The organism is Marinobacter sp. (assembly GCF_052094685.1).
GTDB lineage: Bacteria > Pseudomonadota > Gammaproteobacteria > Pseudomonadales > Oleiphilaceae > Marinobacter.
In genome coordinates this window covers 1-15,143 of record NZ_JBQDKB010000086.1, presented here as the reverse complement: position 1 = coordinate 15,143, position 15,143 = coordinate 1, and the positions used below count along the sequence as shown (strand labels likewise).

General features: G+C 52.3%; 12 protein-coding genes. 6 read left to right on the top strand and 6 right to left on the bottom strand.

The window, feature by feature from the left end:
* A partial coding sequence (gene sdhC / locus ACTH3S_RS14805; protein WP_441809778.1) for a succinate dehydrogenase, cytochrome b556 subunit occupies positions 1–219 on the bottom strand: 219 nt, incomplete at its 3' end.
* Between the two features lie 477 nt (positions 220–696).
* Here sdhC and gltA point away from each other — a divergent pair.
* Positions 697–1,971, top strand: coding sequence for a citrate synthase (gene gltA, locus ACTH3S_RS14800; RefSeq protein ID WP_441809777.1), 1,275 nt, complete (start codon positions 697–699; stop codon positions 1,969–1,971).
* Between the two features lie 100 nt (positions 1,972–2,071).
* Positions 2,072–2,983, top strand: coding sequence for an NAD(P)-dependent oxidoreductase (locus tag ACTH3S_RS14795; protein ID WP_441809779.1), 912 nt, complete (start codon positions 2,072–2,074; stop codon positions 2,981–2,983).
* Positions 2,984–3,067: 84 nt separating this feature from the next.
* Here the strand turns inward: ACTH3S_RS14795 and topA are convergent, their stop codons facing one another.
* From topA to fadB, 3 genes are all read right to left on the bottom strand, one after another.
* Positions 3,068–5,707, bottom strand: coding sequence for a type I DNA topoisomerase (gene topA, locus ACTH3S_RS14790; protein ID WP_441809776.1), 2,640 nt, complete (start codon positions 5,705–5,707; stop codon positions 3,068–3,070).
* Between the two features lie 270 nt (positions 5,708–5,977).
* Positions 5,978–7,153, bottom strand: coding sequence for an acetyl-CoA C-acyltransferase FadA (gene fadA / locus ACTH3S_RS14785; RefSeq protein ID WP_441809775.1), 1,176 nt, complete (start codon positions 7,151–7,153; stop codon positions 5,978–5,980).
* A 33-nt stretch (positions 7,154–7,186) separates the two neighbouring features.
* On the bottom strand, positions 7,187–9,334 hold the full coding sequence (fadB, locus tag ACTH3S_RS14780) for a fatty acid oxidation complex subunit alpha FadB (protein ID WP_441809774.1): 2,148 nt from the start codon (positions 9,332–9,334) through the stop codon (positions 7,187–7,189).
* 426 nt (positions 9,335–9,760) lie between these two features.
* On the opposite strand from fadB, the gene ACTH3S_RS14775 reads away from it, so the two are divergent.
* Both ACTH3S_RS14775 and ACTH3S_RS14770 read left to right on the top strand, forming a co-directional pair.
* On the top strand, positions 9,761–10,579 hold the full coding sequence (locus ACTH3S_RS14775; protein ID WP_441809773.1) for a hypothetical protein: 819 nt from the start codon (positions 9,761–9,763) through the stop codon (positions 10,577–10,579).
* A 69-nt stretch (positions 10,580–10,648) separates the two neighbouring features.
* Positions 10,649–11,080: a universal stress protein gene (locus tag ACTH3S_RS14770; protein WP_441809772.1), complete on the top strand. Its 432-nt coding sequence runs from the start codon at positions 10,649–10,651 to the stop codon at positions 11,078–11,080.
* An 82-nt stretch (positions 11,081–11,162) separates the two neighbouring features.
* On the opposite strand, the gene ACTH3S_RS14765 is transcribed toward ACTH3S_RS14770, so the two are convergent.
* Positions 11,163–13,127: an ATP-binding cassette domain-containing protein gene (locus tag ACTH3S_RS14765; protein ID WP_441809771.1), complete on the bottom strand. Its 1,965-nt coding sequence runs from the start codon at positions 13,125–13,127 to the stop codon at positions 11,163–11,165.
* Between the two features lie 8 nt (positions 13,128–13,135).
* Complete coding sequence (locus tag ACTH3S_RS14760) at positions 13,136–13,930, bottom strand: MOSC domain-containing protein (protein WP_441809770.1); 795 nt, start codon at positions 13,928–13,930, stop codon at positions 13,136–13,138.
* Positions 13,931–14,637: 707 nt separating this feature from the next.
* Between ACTH3S_RS14760 and ACTH3S_RS14755 the strand changes: the two genes are divergently transcribed.
* Both ACTH3S_RS14755 and ACTH3S_RS14750 read left to right on the top strand, forming a co-directional pair.
* Positions 14,638–14,904, top strand: coding sequence for a hypothetical protein (locus ACTH3S_RS14755; protein ID WP_441809769.1), 267 nt, complete (start codon positions 14,638–14,640; stop codon positions 14,902–14,904).
* On the top strand, positions 14,886–15,143 hold a 258-nt coding region (locus ACTH3S_RS14750), incomplete at its 3' end, for a helix-turn-helix domain-containing protein (protein ID WP_441809768.1). The genes ACTH3S_RS14755 and ACTH3S_RS14750, both read left to right, overlap by 19 nt.

Below are 15,143 nucleotides of genomic sequence, written 5' to 3'. Positions count from 1 at the left end.
GATGCCCCAGATAATCAGCTTGGCAAGGAAGCTGTTCAGCAGTTCACTGACCTGACTGAAGCCATCTTCCCCAGAAAGGGAAAGCTGAAGTCCGTAAAGCATGAACGCAACACCAACAAAAATGATGATGCCGCTGATGCGGTGCAATATGGACGTAATGGCTGGCAGCGGAAAATGAAACTTGCCGAGATCGAGATTTACTGGTCGTTTGCTATTCACAGCGCTCTCACACTCTCTTTTGGTACCGCAGAACCGGCGAGCCGGTGGCGGTTAGTTGGTATGTAAGGATCGGATGTGCGATTTGGCAGCGTCAACCGATTAGTTCAGGAGGGCGGACACCAACCCGGTAGCTTGCTATGCACAAGCAGCCCAGAAGATGAATCCCCGATTCCGGGCTAGGGATTATAAGGAGGCGCCCGTATAATTACAAACGCGCAACCCATGCCGAGACTGCACCAGAACCCTAACCGCACCAGCGATAAGGCGTATTGACAAACTTATTTTTTTGGCTGGGGCCCGCATTATTCGTGATTTCCCTGATTTACAATAAGACACGATCACGAAGTTTCCTTACTCTTTCATTGACAAAAAAAGCCAACGCCCTATATTTTGCCGCCAGTTTTGCGATAATACGCGCCTTCTCGCGCAACTATAAAGACAGCTAGCGCTGTTAAAGCTGATAAACAGGAGAGCACTATGACCGACAGGAAAGCCACGCTCTCGGTGGGTGACAAGTCCATTGAGCTACCGGTTTACTCCGGCACCGCTGGCCCTGACGTCATCGACGTACGAGGCCTAGTCCAGCAAGGCGTTTTCACTTACGACCCGGGGTTTGTATCAACCGCAGCCTGCGAGTCGGCCATCACTTACATTGATGGTGAAAACGGCGTTCTCCTGCACCGGGGCTACCCCATTGAGCAGCTCGCGGAGCATTCAGATTACCTAGAAGTCTGCTACCTGCTGCTAAAAGGCGAATTACCTACTGCCGCAGAAAACAAGCAGTTTCACAACACCATCAAAAACCACACCATGCTGCACGACCAGATGCGCAATTTCTTCCACGGCTTCCGCCGGGATGCGCATCCGATGGCCATTATGTGCGGTGTTGTAGGGGCACTTTCCGCGTTTTATCACGACCAGATGGATGTAACCAATGAGCATCAGCGCGAAATCACCGCACACCGCCTGATCGCGAAGATGCCAACCATTGCAGCTTGGTGCTACAAGTACAGCATTGGTCAGCCGTTTGTGTATCCAAGGAACGACCTCTCCTATTCTGAGAACTTCCTGCAGATGATGTTTGGTGTTCCTTGCGAAACATACAAGCCAAATCCGATCCTGGCTAAAGCCATGGACAAAATTTTCATTCTGCATGCCGATCACGAACAGAACGCATCGACCTCTACGGTGCGACTGGCGGGTTCTTCGGGCGCCAACCCCTATGCGTGCATCGCTTCTGGTATTGCAGCATTGTGGGGCCCGGCTCACGGCGGGGCAAATGAAGCTGTTCTGGATATGCTTGCGGAAATCGGTGACGAATCCAACATAGACACCTTCATTGCCAGAGCCAAAGACAAAGACGATCCGTTCCGCCTGATGGGCTTTGGCCACCGGGTCTACAAAAACTTTGATCCACGGGCCAAAGTCATGGCCGAGACCGCACACGAAGTACTGGGCGAACTGGGACTGGAAGATGACCCACTCCTGAAAATCGCCCAGCGCCTTGAACAGATCGCCCTGGAAGACGAATATTTCGTTAAGCGCAAGCTCTACCCGAACGTGGATTTCTATTCCGGCCTGATTCTCAAGGCAATGGGAATTCCGACGTCCATGTTCACGGTAATCTTTGCCATGTCACGGACGATCGGCTGGTTCTCTCATTGGAATGAAATGGTCAGCGGCGACTACCGTATTGGCCGTCCACGCCAGCTTTACACCGGCTCTACGGCACGGGATTACCCTGAAAAGTAACTCTCCACCAGCTCCGGAAACAAAAAGGCCGCTGACTCAGCGGCCTTTTTTTTGGTGAATTTGATTAGCATGCCTTTTGATCCAGCAATCCACAAACTCTGTGCTAAGTTATGCGGCAGAACCCTACAAGGAGAAGATAATGACAACAGCAACTTTTATCGGCCTCGGCGTGATGGGATACCCCATGGCTGGCCACTTAGCCAAGGCAGGCTTGACGGTGCGGGTATGGAACCGCTCCGCCGAGAAATCCCTGCAGTGGGCCAAGGACTACCCAGGAACGGCCTGCCAGAGCATTGAAGAAGCGGTGAAAGGCGCTGACTTTGTGATGACATGTGTCGGTGCCGACAAGGACCTTATTGCGATTTATGAAGGCAGCGAGGGCATTCTTGCACACGCTCAACCTGGCGCTATCTTGGTGGATCACACAACGGCTTCCGCGGGCGTTGCCGAGAGGCTATCCGAAGCTTCACGCGAATCTGGCATGGGCTTTATCGATGCTCCGGTCTCGGGCGGCCAGCAAGGGGCCCAGAATGGCCAACTCACCATTATGTGCGGTGGAACTGAGCCTGACTACGCCAAGGTCGAACCCCTGTTACAACACTATGCCAGAGCCCTCAATCTTATGGGGCCAGCAGGCAGCGGCCAAAAAACCAAAATGGTAAACCAGATTGCCATCGCCGGGTTGGTACAGGGGCTCTCTGAAGCACTGCACTTCGCTGAGCAGGCCGACCTCGATGTGCAAAAAGTGGTGAATGTAATCTCCAAGGGTGCCGCGCAATCCTGGCAGATGGAAAACCGCTCCGGAACCATGATTAATGGCGAGTTCGATCACGGCTTTGCCGTGGACTGGATGCGAAAAGATCTAGGCATCTGCCTAGATGAGGCCCGCAAGGTAAACGCGTCCTTGCCAGTGACGGCATTGGTGGACCAATTCTACGGGGATGTGCAAGGGATGGGCGGAAAACGCTGGGACACATCTTCACTGATTCAACGGCTGCGAAAATTCAGGTAAACCGAAAAGAAATCAGGTAGAAAAAGAGGTCAGCAACGCTGCTGACCTCTTTTTTAATCCTCTGCCTGGCGGGTGCCGCCCAAACTATTTCTGACGCGACTGCCACTTCCCGTCTACATACCACGCAGACCAGCCTGTCGCCTTGCCGTCTTTCTCCGACATCACATACTGCTCTTTGGTCTTGCGACTGTAGCGGATAACCGTAGGGTTGCCTTCGGGATCACGCTCCGGGGCTTCCATCAGGTAGTTGTGCTTGGGATCAATTTCCTTCCGGTGAGGTTTAATCTCCATAACCAGAGGTGGCCGAGTTTCACGGTTTTTCGGAAATTTGCTGGCCGCCAAAAACATCCCAGATGCACCATCGCGCAAGACATAGGTGTCATCCACTTTCTGGCACTGCAGTTCGGGCATAGGCACCGGATCCATCTTGGGAGGGGCCGGCTCCCCACTCTTCAAGAGCTTACGGGTGTTTTTACACGTATCGCTCATGCAACCAAAATACTTGCCAAACCGGCCTGTTTTAAGCTGCATCTCAGAGCCGCACTTATCACACTCTAGCGTGGGGCCATCGTAGCCCTTTATGCGGAATGTACCCTCCTCCACTTCATAGCCAGAACAGTCGGGGTTATTACCGCATACATGCAGTTTATGGGTCTCGTCCACCAAGTAGCTGTCCATAGCCGTAGAGCATTTCGGGCAACGACGTTTTTTGCGTAATAGCCGAGTTTCGCCCTCACCCTCAACGTCATCATCGGCGCTAACAACCTCATCACCAGAAGTCAGGTTGATGGTGGTTTTACAGCGCTCTTTCGGTGGCAAAGAATAGCCCGAGCAGCCAAGGAACACGCCGGTACTGGCTACCCGAATCTGCATATTGCGACTGCATGTTGGGCAGGGAATGCTGGTCTCCGTTGGGTCATTCGGACGCATGCCGCCCTCACCATCGGTTGCCTCAGCTGATTCCAGCTGCAGACGGAAACGCCCGTAAAAATCGTTAAGAACCTTCTTCCAGTCCACATCGCCTTCGGCAATGTGATCCAAATCGCCTTCCATCTTTGCGGTAAAGTCAAAATCCATCAGATTGGAAAACGACTCACACAGACGGTCAGTAACGATCTCACCCATTTTTTCTGCATAAAAACGTCGGTTTTGCAGGCGCACATAACCCCGATCCTGAATGGTCGAGATAATCGAGGCATAAGTCGAAGGGCGACCAATACCCTGCTTTTCAAGCTCCTTCACCAGGCTGGCTTCTGTAAAACGCGGGGCCGGCTTGGTGAAATGCTGGGTTGGCTCAAGTTTTTCGAGGCTCAGAGCCTCTCCTACCTTAATGTCTGGCAGAGAAATATCTTCTTCCTTTTTGGCCGACTGAGGTGCGACCTTGAGAAAACCATCAAACTTGATAATCCGGCCGCGTGTACGCAGCTCGTAGTCACCATTTGCAACCACGATAGACGTACTGAGAAACTCAGCTTCTGACATCTGGCACGCCACAAACTGACGCCAGATCAATTCGTAAAGCTTCTCTGCATCTTTTTCCAGACCACTAATGGCCGAAGCCTGACGAGTCGCTTCTGTAGGACGAATAGCTTCGTGAGCTTCCTGAGCGCCCTCTTTACTGCCATATACTTTGGGATTCTCTGGCAGATAGCGGCTACCGAACTGATCCCGAATATAATCACGGCAGCCACTGATGGCGTCCTGACTCAGGTTCGTGGAATCGGTACGCATATATGTGATGTACCCGGCTTCATAGAGTCGCTGGGCCAGCATCATGGTTTTCTTCACACTGAAGCCCATTTTATTACTCGCTGCCTGCTGCAACGTTGATGTAATAAACGGCGCCCCCGGACGGGACTTCGTAGGCTTATCTTCCCGCTTGGATACCTTAAAGCTGCCTGACTTCAGGCGGTCTACGTGCTCGACACTCTGCTGTTCGCTGACCGGACGATAAGGCTTGTCGTTGTATCGGGTGACTTCAAAACGTACGGGTTGCTCACTGGCTTTGGCGCCCAGTCCAGCAAAAAGCTGCCAGTATTCTTCCGGTACAAATACCCGGATATCTCGCTCACGATCGGCAATTAGCCGCACGGCAACAGACTGAACACGGCCGGCCGACAACCCACGGGCAAGCTTTGCCCATAGCAACGGAGAAACCATATAACCCACAACACGATCCAGGAAACGCCGTGCTTGCTGCGCATTTACTTGGTTGGTGTCAAGACTGCCTGGATTTTCAAAAGCTTCCTGAATTGCGCGTTTGGTGATCTCATTGAACACCACACGACGATACTTTTCAGGTTCGCCACCAATCGTCTGCTGAAGATGCCAGGCAATGGCCTCACCCTCTCGGTCCAAATCCGTCGCGAGATAGATGTGATCAGCCGACTTTGCCAGCCGCTTGAGCTCACTAACGACCTTTTCCTTTCCTGGTAGGACTTCGTACCGTGCACTCCAATCCTGATCAGGATCAACGCCCATTCGGGCAACAAGCTGCTCCTTGGCCTTGCGTTTCTTGTGCACAACTTTATCTTCAGGGCTGAGTTTGCGGGTGATTGCCGCCTGCTTAGCACGCTCTTTCGGGTCAGATTGAGATCCGTTGCCACTAACGGGAAGATCACGAATATGCCCAACGCTAGACTTAACAATGAAGTCAGAGCCCAGGTACTTGTTGATGGTCTTCGCTTTCGCTGGTGACTCGACAATTACGAGACTTTTACCCATATCGGAGATCTATATCCTTGGCGATAAATCGGTCGGTAAACAAGGAGACCGTAAACTCGCTGTAAAATCAATCGGCTGGAAAACTATAGGAGCCGCCATTATGCATAAGCTCACTGTTTTACAGGGTCAAGAATAGCAAGACAACCCATTATTTGTTTCAGTCATACTTTTCTCTGTATTTCAGGAAGCGCCCGTAGACCGCCCTGAAAGCAGAAAGGCCCGGCGCGTGCCGGGCCTTCCATGAAAGCGCTACTGTGCCCGCCTAACGGATCACAGACGCTCCCAAACCGTTGCAATACCTTGGCCCATACCGATACACATGGTGGAAACACCAAGCTTACCGCCTTTGGACTGCATGACGTTTAACAGAGTTGTGGAGATACGCGCGCCAGAACAACCTAGCGGATGGCCAAGGGCAATCGCACCGCCGTTCAGGTTAACTTTCTCTTCCATTACACCCTGCAACTTCAGGTCTTTCAACACGGGCAAAGACTGACCAGCAAAGGCTTCGTTCAGCTCCCAAAAGTCAATATCTTCTACTTTCAGACCTGCACGCTTCAGCGCCTTCTTAGTGGCTGGCACAGGGCCGTAACCCATAATCGCAGGATCACAACCGGCTACTGCCATGCTGCGAATCTTGGCGATGGGCTTCAAGCCCAGGGCTTCTGCACGCTCTGCAGACATCAGCACCATAGCCGATGCGCCGTCAGTCAACTGCGAAGAAGTACCCGCTGTCACGGTTCCGTTCTTTGGATCAAAGGCCGGCTTTAGCTTGCCCAAGGATTCCACAGTGGTTTCCGGACGAATGGTTTCATCGTGCTCGATCAGCGTCTTAAAACCGTTCTCATCGTGCCCTTCAACCGGCACGATTTCGTTCTTGAAACGACCTTCCAGCGTCGCTTCTTGAGCTAAGCGGTGCGAGCGCGCGGCAAACTCATCTTGCTGCTCACGGGTAATACCGTGCATCTTCGCCAGCATTTCTGCGGTCAAGCCCATCATGTTCGAGGCTTTGGCAGTATATTTAGAGGCAGCCGGGTTATGGTCGAAACCTTCCGTCATGGATACGTGACCCATGTGCTCTACACCACCGACCATGAACACATCACCGTTGCCGGTCATGATGGCTTGCGCCGCAGTATGGATTGCACTCATGGCAGAACCACACAGACGGTTTACGGTCTGGGCTCCAGACTCATGAGGAACACGGGTCAGCAGAGATATCTGCCGTGCCACGTTAAACCCCTGCTCCTTGGTCTGGTTTACACAGCCCCAGATCACATCTTCTACTTCTTTCGGGTCGAGCTTGGGATTGCGCTCGAACAACGCATCAATCAGCGTTGCCGACAGGGTCTCCGCACGTACATTGCGGAAACAGCCATTCTTGGCACGACCCATCGGAGTCCGCACGCAATCGATGACGACAACGTCTCTCGGATTAAGGCTCATAGATCTTTCTCCGTTCGGAAATCTCGTTCAGGGTTAGCCAAAGAACTTTTCGCCAGTTTTGGCCATTTCGCGCAGCTTCTCGGTCGGATGGTAAAGGGGACCGAGGTCTGCAAACTTGTCTGCCAGTTCGACAAACTTGTCTGCACCCATATCATCGATATAGCGCAGCGCACCTCCGCGGAACGGCGGGAAGCCGATACCGAAGATCAGACCCATATCGGCATCAGCCGGGTCCGCAACAATGCCGTCTTCCAGGCAGCGAACAGTTTCAAGGCACAGAGGGATCATCATACGAGCAATGATATCCTCATCACTGAAATCGTTCTTACCCTGAACAACAGGTTCAATCAGCTTGTAGGTGTCTTCATCGACAACCTTCTTCTGCTTGCCCTTGCGATCCAGTTCGTACTTGTAGAAGCCCTTCTCGTTCTTCTGGCCGTAGCGATCGTTCTCGAACATCACTTCAACAGCGGACTTGTAGTCTGCCTTCATGCGCTCAGGGAAACCGTCGGCCATTACTTCATTGGCGTGCTTGGCCGTGTCCATACCCACTACATCAAGGAGGTATGCGGGGCCCATTGGCCAGCCGAACTTTTCCATGACTTTGTCAATGTTCTGGAAGTCGGCACCGTCACGAACCAGAGCGGAAAAACCACCGAAATACGGGAACAGAACACGGTTTACCAGAAAGCCCGGGCAATCATTCACAACGATCGGGGTCTTGCCCATTGCCTTTGCATAAGCAACGGTGGTTGCAATAGCGCGATCGCTTGTCTTTTCACCCCGGATAACCTCAACCAACGGCATCATGGGCACTGGATTGAAGAAGTGCATGCCGCAGAAGTTTTCAGGCCGCTTGAGGTTCTTGGCCAGAAGGTCGATAGAGATGGTTGATGTGTTAGACGTCAGGATAGCGTCGTCACGGGTCATCTCTTCAACTTCGCGCAGGACAGCATCCTTGACCTTGGGATTCTCAACAACAGCTTCAACAACCAGGTCTACATTCTTGAAATCGCCGTAGTTCAGGGTTGGAGTAATGCTGTTAAGCACATCCGCCATCTGACCTGCATTCATGCGGCCTTTATCAACACGCTTGGTCAGCTGCTTCTTGGCTTCTTTGAGGCCCAGCGCAATACCGTCCTGGTTGATGTCTTTCATGAGGATTGGCGTGCCTTTCAGTGCAGACTGATAAGCAATACCACCACCCATGATTCCAGCGCCCAATACGGCAGCCAGTTTCACTTCAGAAGCTTCTTTTTCCCACGCCTTGGCTTTCTTCTTAAGCTCCTGATCGTTCAGGAACAGGCCAACGAGGCATGCAGCAACATTGGTTTTCGCCATTTTGGCAAAACCTTTGGCCTCTACTTCAATGGCCTTGTCGCGAGTCAAACCAGCGTGCTTCTGCATTACCTTGATCGCTTCCACCGGTGCAGGGTAGTTCTTACCGGCTTTGCCACCAACAAACGCTTTGGAGATCTCAAACGCCATCATGCTTTCCATGGCGTTCAGTTTGATCTTGCCTTTTTTCTCTTCACGGCGTGCTTCGTAATCGAACTTGCCTTCGTGGCACTGATTAATGATTGCCACAGCGGCCTCGACCAGCTTCGCCGGCTCAACCACCGCGTCTACAGCACCCGTTTTCAAAGCCGCGTCCGCACGATTTTCGGTGCCGCCACAAATCCATTCAACGGCGTTATCCACACCTACCAGGCGAGAAAGGCGAACAGTGCCACCAAAACCCGGGAAGATACCCAGCTTGACTTCTGGCAGGCCAACCTTCGCCTTTGGAGCCATTACTCGGTAGTCCGTCGCCAGACACATTTCAAAACCGCCACCCAGAGCAATGCCGTTAATGGCAGTAACTGTGGGGAATGGAAGGTCCTCTACCGCGCTGAAAATCGCGTTGGCGTTGAGGTTGTTGGCTACCAGATCCTCTTCGGAACCTGCAAACAGATCGGTGAACTCTGTGATATCGGCACCAACAATGAAACTGTCTTTAGAGCTGGTCACGACCAGCCCGTTGAGTTTCTTTTGCGCTTTAAGTGCGTCAGTCGCGGCGCGGAGCTCTTCAATAGTAAGACGGTTGAACTTGTTTACCGACTCGCCTTGCAAGTCGAAGTTCAACTGAGCGATCCCGCCTTCGATCTCTTTAACCGTGATGGCTTTACCTTCGTAAATCATCAACTGATCTCCAGTCTGTGTTTGGAACTGCCTCCAGCTCCGACCGAACCCGCAAACGAGTTGTCAGAGCTGTTTTTATGCAGCGAGCTTTCGGTCACTGCCCGATTAATCGACCCGAAAATTCATACAGTCGTTTGAATCGTGGACTGACACGATGAGAAAAAACAACACGTTTGTCAATTTGTTTCTTTCTTAGCAACCTGAAACCTGTCAGGCCAATTTATGAAAACAAAACTGAAAAACATTTATTTTCATTTGGATATAAGACCTTTACAGAAAGAGATTGAACCACGTTACGCATAGTACAAAGACTTTTATACCCCCGCACGAGGGCCGGTCAAACCGCTTGATTGGCCAAGAGACTTACTTTACCTTCCATCTACGACTTTCGTACATAACAATAAATAAATTACGGAGACTCATCTTATGAAAATCTCGCGCCTGCAGACGCGCCACCTGCTTATTCCTTTCTTACTTTTAATTCTCACATCTGCGAACAGCCAGGCGCAGAGGACAGATAATTTTTTGTCTCAGCTTCACAACTTTCGTGTCAGCAATTACGTCTCACTGGACGCCTATTACCGATTCATCGGCAGCGGTAGTACCGATACGGTAAACGAAATCGTAGCAGGTCTCGACAAGGCGAACGCCTCGCTGAAGCTGCTGTTAACGAACAACACTAAGGTTCCGACAAGGAAACAGGTTGAGGCCCTCACTGATGAATTCGGTAAGTACAAAAACTTGATGAGCCTTAACATCAATGATGTACAAATTATTGGCTACCCGGATTTACGTCTGGTTTCCGACATGGCCAGTCAGGCCGCTATTATCGACGATATGGCAACACAGCTTTACCAGACTGCGTTAGAAAATTCCGGAACAGCACCAAACCCGGGCGTAGACGCGGCAAGACAGGCTGCAATCAAGATTGCCCAGATGAGCGCAAAATACTCGGTGCGAACCAACTCGTCCGTTGCCCAGACGTTTCAGGGTTCATCCACTGAAACCCCTCTTGACCAACAGGCAAGAGAGTTGGATCAGCTGCTGGAAACTGTTGCCAATGGCAAGAGCAATAATGAGCTGAATGCATTGATAGAACGTGTCACCGGGAAATGGAAGTTCATCCGCGGCTCGTACATAAACTACAACGAAAACAACGTGGGCTTTGTCATTAATCGGTATTCGAAACAGATTCTAAGCGGCTTGACCGAAGCGATTACAATGCTTCAGGAAACGGCCGGATAACCAAGCCCCTTCCCCCAGCCGGACTCGCGTATTATGCTGTACTAAAGCTTAAACACTGAGGAACTAGGGATGTCTGCTTACAAAAAACTGCTCGTAGCCATAGATCTTACTGAGGAAGCGCCACAGGTCCTGGACAAAGCCAAAGCCATGAGCGATGTCAACGGCGCAAGCCTCACACTGGTGCACGTTGTAGAGCCGGTAGGCTATGCCTACGGTGGCGATATTCCGATGGACTTGACGGAATTACAGGACCAGCTCGACAGAGCTGCTCGCGAGCAACTAGCCACCTACGGCGAGAAATACGGCATTGACAAGGCCGACCAGATTGTCACGATTGGTCGTCCCGAATCCGAGATTCACCGACTGGTCAAGGAACAGGAAGCTGATCTGGTCATTGTAGGTAGCCACGGCAGAAAAGGTTTCCAGCTCCTGCTGGGCTCTACCGCCAATGGCGTCCTGCACGGAACCGAATGTGACGTTCTGGCTATCAGGATTCGCTGACACCACGTATCTGCGTAGCGTCCATAAAGTTGCTCGCCCGGTGACGCATGCCGTTTCCGGGCCCGTGTTCATAGTGGCAAAATTAGCTAAACGCCAGCTCCTCCAGCTCCATCCATCTTTCGATCACTTTTTCCAGGCGCGCCTCTGCTTTTTCCAGCTCATCCAGCGTAGCTGCAACCTCATCGGACGGCCCTGAATAGAAGTCTGCTGTTGAAATCCGCTCCTGAATACTGGCAACTTCCTTTTCCAGAATTTCGATTTGTCCCGGCAGCTGCTCCAGCTCATGCTTCAACTTGTAACTCAACTTGGCCGGCTTGCGCTTGCTCCCTTCCTGAGCGCCCAACTTAACCTGAGCCTCGTTTTTAAGCGAGCCGCCCGGTTTACCACCACTGCTCTGTTTACCGGATTTTGCAGCCTTGTCGTGACGGTCAGGGCGGGCACCACTTGCCTCTGCAGGAAAGCAACCGCCCTGCCGGCGCCAGTCACTGTAACCGCCCACGTACTCTCTCACATTTCCCGAACCATCCAGAAAGACAGTTTCCGTGACAACGTTATCCAGAAATTCCCGGTCGTGACTGATAACAATCACTGTGCCGGCAAACTCGGCGAGTTGCTCCTCCAGCAATTCCAGGGTTTCAACATCCAGGTCATTGGTTGGTTCATCGAGAACCAGTATGTTTGCAGGCTTGCTAAACAGTTTAGCCAGCAAAAGCCTGGCCCGCTCGCCACCGGAAAACACCCTTACGGGAGATCGAGCCCGCTCCGGGGTGAACAGGAACTCCTGCAAATACCCGAGTACGTGCTTGCTTTGCCCATTAATGTCGATAAATTCCCGCCCTTCGGACAGGTTATCAAGCGCATTACGACTCAGATCCAGCTCACCACGGAGCTGATCAAAATAAGCGACTTTGAGATTGGTCCCCAGTCGAATCACGCCCTCCGTGGACTGAAGATCTCCTAACAGCAAACGAACCAGAGTTGTTTTGCCTGTTCCATTTTCGCCCACGAGACCAATCTTGTCGCCCCGGAGCACCGTGAGGTTCATGTCCCGAATAATCGGTGTACCGTCAGGATAAGCAAAACCAGCAACAACGGTCTCAACAACCAGCTTACCTGAGCGCGCCGCATCCTCGACCGCAAAGGTTGCTGTTCCGCCACGAACCCGGCGCTGTCGATGCTCTTCCCGCATTGCCTTAAGCGCCCTCACCCGGCCCATATTACGGGTGCGACGGGCCTTAATGCCCTGGCGTATCCAGGTCTCTTCCTGCTTCAGGCGCTTGTCGAACAGGGCGTTTTCCCGCTCTTCTTCCTCCAGCGCCTTTTCCTTGAGCTCAAGATAGCGGTCATAAGAAGCCGCAAAACTCACCAGCTTGCCACGATCCAACTCCACCACACGGGTAGCCATACGTTTTATAAAGGCGCGATCGTGGCTCACAAACAGCATTGCACCACGAAATGCCCCCAGTGCTTCCTCCAACCAGGCTATCGCGGGCACATCAAGATGGTTGGTGGGCTCGTCCAACAACAGAATATCCGGCTCTCCAACAAGAGCCCGGGCCAAAAGCACCCGGCGTTGCCACCCACCAGAAAGGGTGTTCAGCCGCTGATCCGGGTCTATACCGTATTGCGCAAGAATTGCTGTAACTTTCTGATCAAGGCGCCAGCCATCAAGAGCTTCAATGCGCTCCTGGACCTTCATCATGCGCTCCAGACTGGCCTCATCTGCCTGCTGCGTAAGCGTATGAAATTCAGTTAACAGCTGACCTGTCTCCGGAAACGCGCCGGACACAACCTCATAAGCCGTTCGTGAGTCTTCAGAGGGCAGATTCTGTGGCAATACGGCCAACACAGCACCATCTTCGAGGCGCAATTTTCCGCCATCCGGGGTGACTTCACCACTGACGATCTTTAGTAGCGTTGATTTTCCCTCGCCGTTTCGACCTAACAAACAGACCCGCTCACCGGCATCAATATTAAGAGATGCCTGGTCAAGCAACGGGTGCATTCCATAGGCAAGAGAAATCGAGTCCAGCGTTAACAGTGGCACGTTGTGTCCTACTCCGATTCAATAACAGTGACGGAATCATCCACACGAATGACTCCGGGGGATTCGTGAATTGCATTCTGGCCAAAAATCACGCCATCTGGCGTTTTGCGGTAGCCGGAGAGCGTTCTTAATGGTTGCACCCCGGGATCTTTTAATCCGGTATCCGGGTTAACCGTGGTGAGTACGCAGCGGGAGCATGGTTTTACGATATCAAATTGCAGAGCTCCAATCTTGACCCTTCGCCAGTGATCTTCCTGCCAGGGTGCCGAACCTTCAACAACAATATTAGGCCGGAACCTGCGCATATCCACGGATTCCTCAAGGCGCCCATTGAGCTCTCCCAGAGAGTCCAGGGTGGTGATTAATAACGGAAACCCATCAGCAAAGCCCACCCGACGGTATTCCGTGACACGCCCCGCATCCACACGCCGGAACGACGAGTCCGGCATATAGACAAAGCGCAAAGCTTTACCACAAAAACGGCTAAGCGCTTCATTAGCATCAGCCTCCCCGCTCTCAGCCTTCACCCAGTCACGCCATACCAGTGCACGAAGTTCCTCACCCGCCACCTTCAGGTCAAAATTACCTTCTCCCGGAATACGGATGGTGACGCAACCATCCACAACGGCGGTTGCAATCTTCGCTAGTTCAGGGAGGCCTCTTTGCGTAACAAAATTGCGATTTTCATCAACGATCATCCAGCGCCGGTCACCTTTCGGGCCGAAATCATCCAACTCAAAGGATGAAACCTGAATACCTGCTAGAGACTTGACCGGGTAGATATGTAGCGAGTGAACTTTCACGAGGCGCGTCTCCGAAGTAGCTTTAATGTGGACGGGGCGGGCCAGTATAACCAAAAACAAAAAACCCGACCTCTTTCGAGGCCGGGTTTTCGGAATCTGGAACGGGAGACGAGTCCTTGGATCGACTCAAAGCTCTTTGATAGATAAAGAGGTTTAGAAATACCGCCAAACAGGATGAAAAATATGGTGGACTACTTTTGGGGCGACAGCAAGCCCGAACGCGAAAAAAGTCCAGCGACGTCCTTGGATGTCCAAGAACATCCACACTTTCCCGTCCGCTGAAGCAACACACCCCCTCACTAGAGTTTCCGTGTTGGTCTATCAGCATTCCAGGTAGGTCTCACAGGCCCGTTCTTTCGCCAAAATTCCCACGCATACGCAACTGGGTCTAGCTCCACGCCGCCCAGTTAGACATACAGATCACCAGGGAATATACAACGGGTCTTGATGAAATGAGCAAGTCCTATGACGCTGATGTATGCGAACAAGCATCAAGCAATTGCGGACCGAGTTTGTTCAACAAACCCACGACTTTATTTGCACATAACGAGCGCGTGATAGCCACTTGCCTTTAAGGGTATTTGAACTCGCGTTTTAGTACGACGCGCAAGCGCCCCTAAAACGCCTATTCAAGCAGGAAGAACAGGCCAACGTTGAGTTGTACAGCCGTGTTTGTGATGTAGCGCTCCCACAAGGAGATAAGGTGCATGCATAAAGATCCCCCTGTATCAAAGGTTTTCTATCGACCAATCGAAGCTGCCATACGCTGGGCTGGTCTGTTGCGATACTACCAGGACATTCTGTTCGCCATCTCGTCACCAAGAGAGTTGTCGCTAACTCTTGAATGCCCTCGATGGGACGAACTCCGCCTGTGCATTGATCGCTCATCGCGGCGGCACCACGGGCATCACCGAGCGCACCTTGAACGGCAAGTTCGCCAGCGCACGGAGGAAGCTTGGCGCATGCCTGCCTGACGCGCATCGGGCTTAACGCCTCAGTCGCCTTGCTCAAGCGCGGCACCAGCGTCACCGAAACCGCCGCCTGCTGCGGCTTCGCCAACCTCAGCCATTTCAGCCGCATGTTCCGCAGCCACACCGGCATCTCTCCCAAGCAGCGTGCCTTGGGCGTCACCCCCAGGCTGCAACGCCAAGTTGCGGACATTTTTGCTGCGCTAAAACAAAAATCCTCGAAAGGTCAAATTTTTTCCGTATAC

Bases quoted from the DNA above. Each gene is read 5' to 3' on its own strand.
- gltA (WP_441809777.1), top strand. From the start codon at position 697: ATGACCGACAGGAAAGCCACGCTCTCGGTGGGTGACAAGTCCATTGAG.
- topA (WP_441809776.1), bottom strand. From the start codon at position 5,707: ATGGGTAAAAGTCTCGTAATTGTCGAGTCACCAGCGAAAGCGAAGACC.
- fadA (WP_441809775.1), bottom strand. From the start codon at position 7,153: ATGAGCCTTAATCCGAGAGACGTTGTCGTCATCGATTGCGTGCGGACT.
- fadB (WP_441809774.1), bottom strand. From the start codon at position 9,334: ATGATTTACGAAGGTAAAGCCATCACGGTTAAAGAGATCGAAGGCGGG.
- ACTH3S_RS14775 (WP_441809773.1), top strand. From the start codon at position 9,761: ATGAAAATCTCGCGCCTGCAGACGCGCCACCTGCTTATTCCTTTCTTA.
- ACTH3S_RS14770 (WP_441809772.1), top strand. From the start codon at position 10,649: ATGTCTGCTTACAAAAAACTGCTCGTAGCCATAGATCTTACTGAGGAA.
- ACTH3S_RS14755 (WP_441809769.1), top strand. From the start codon at position 14,638: ATGCATAAAGATCCCCCTGTATCAAAGGTTTTCTATCGACCAATCGAA.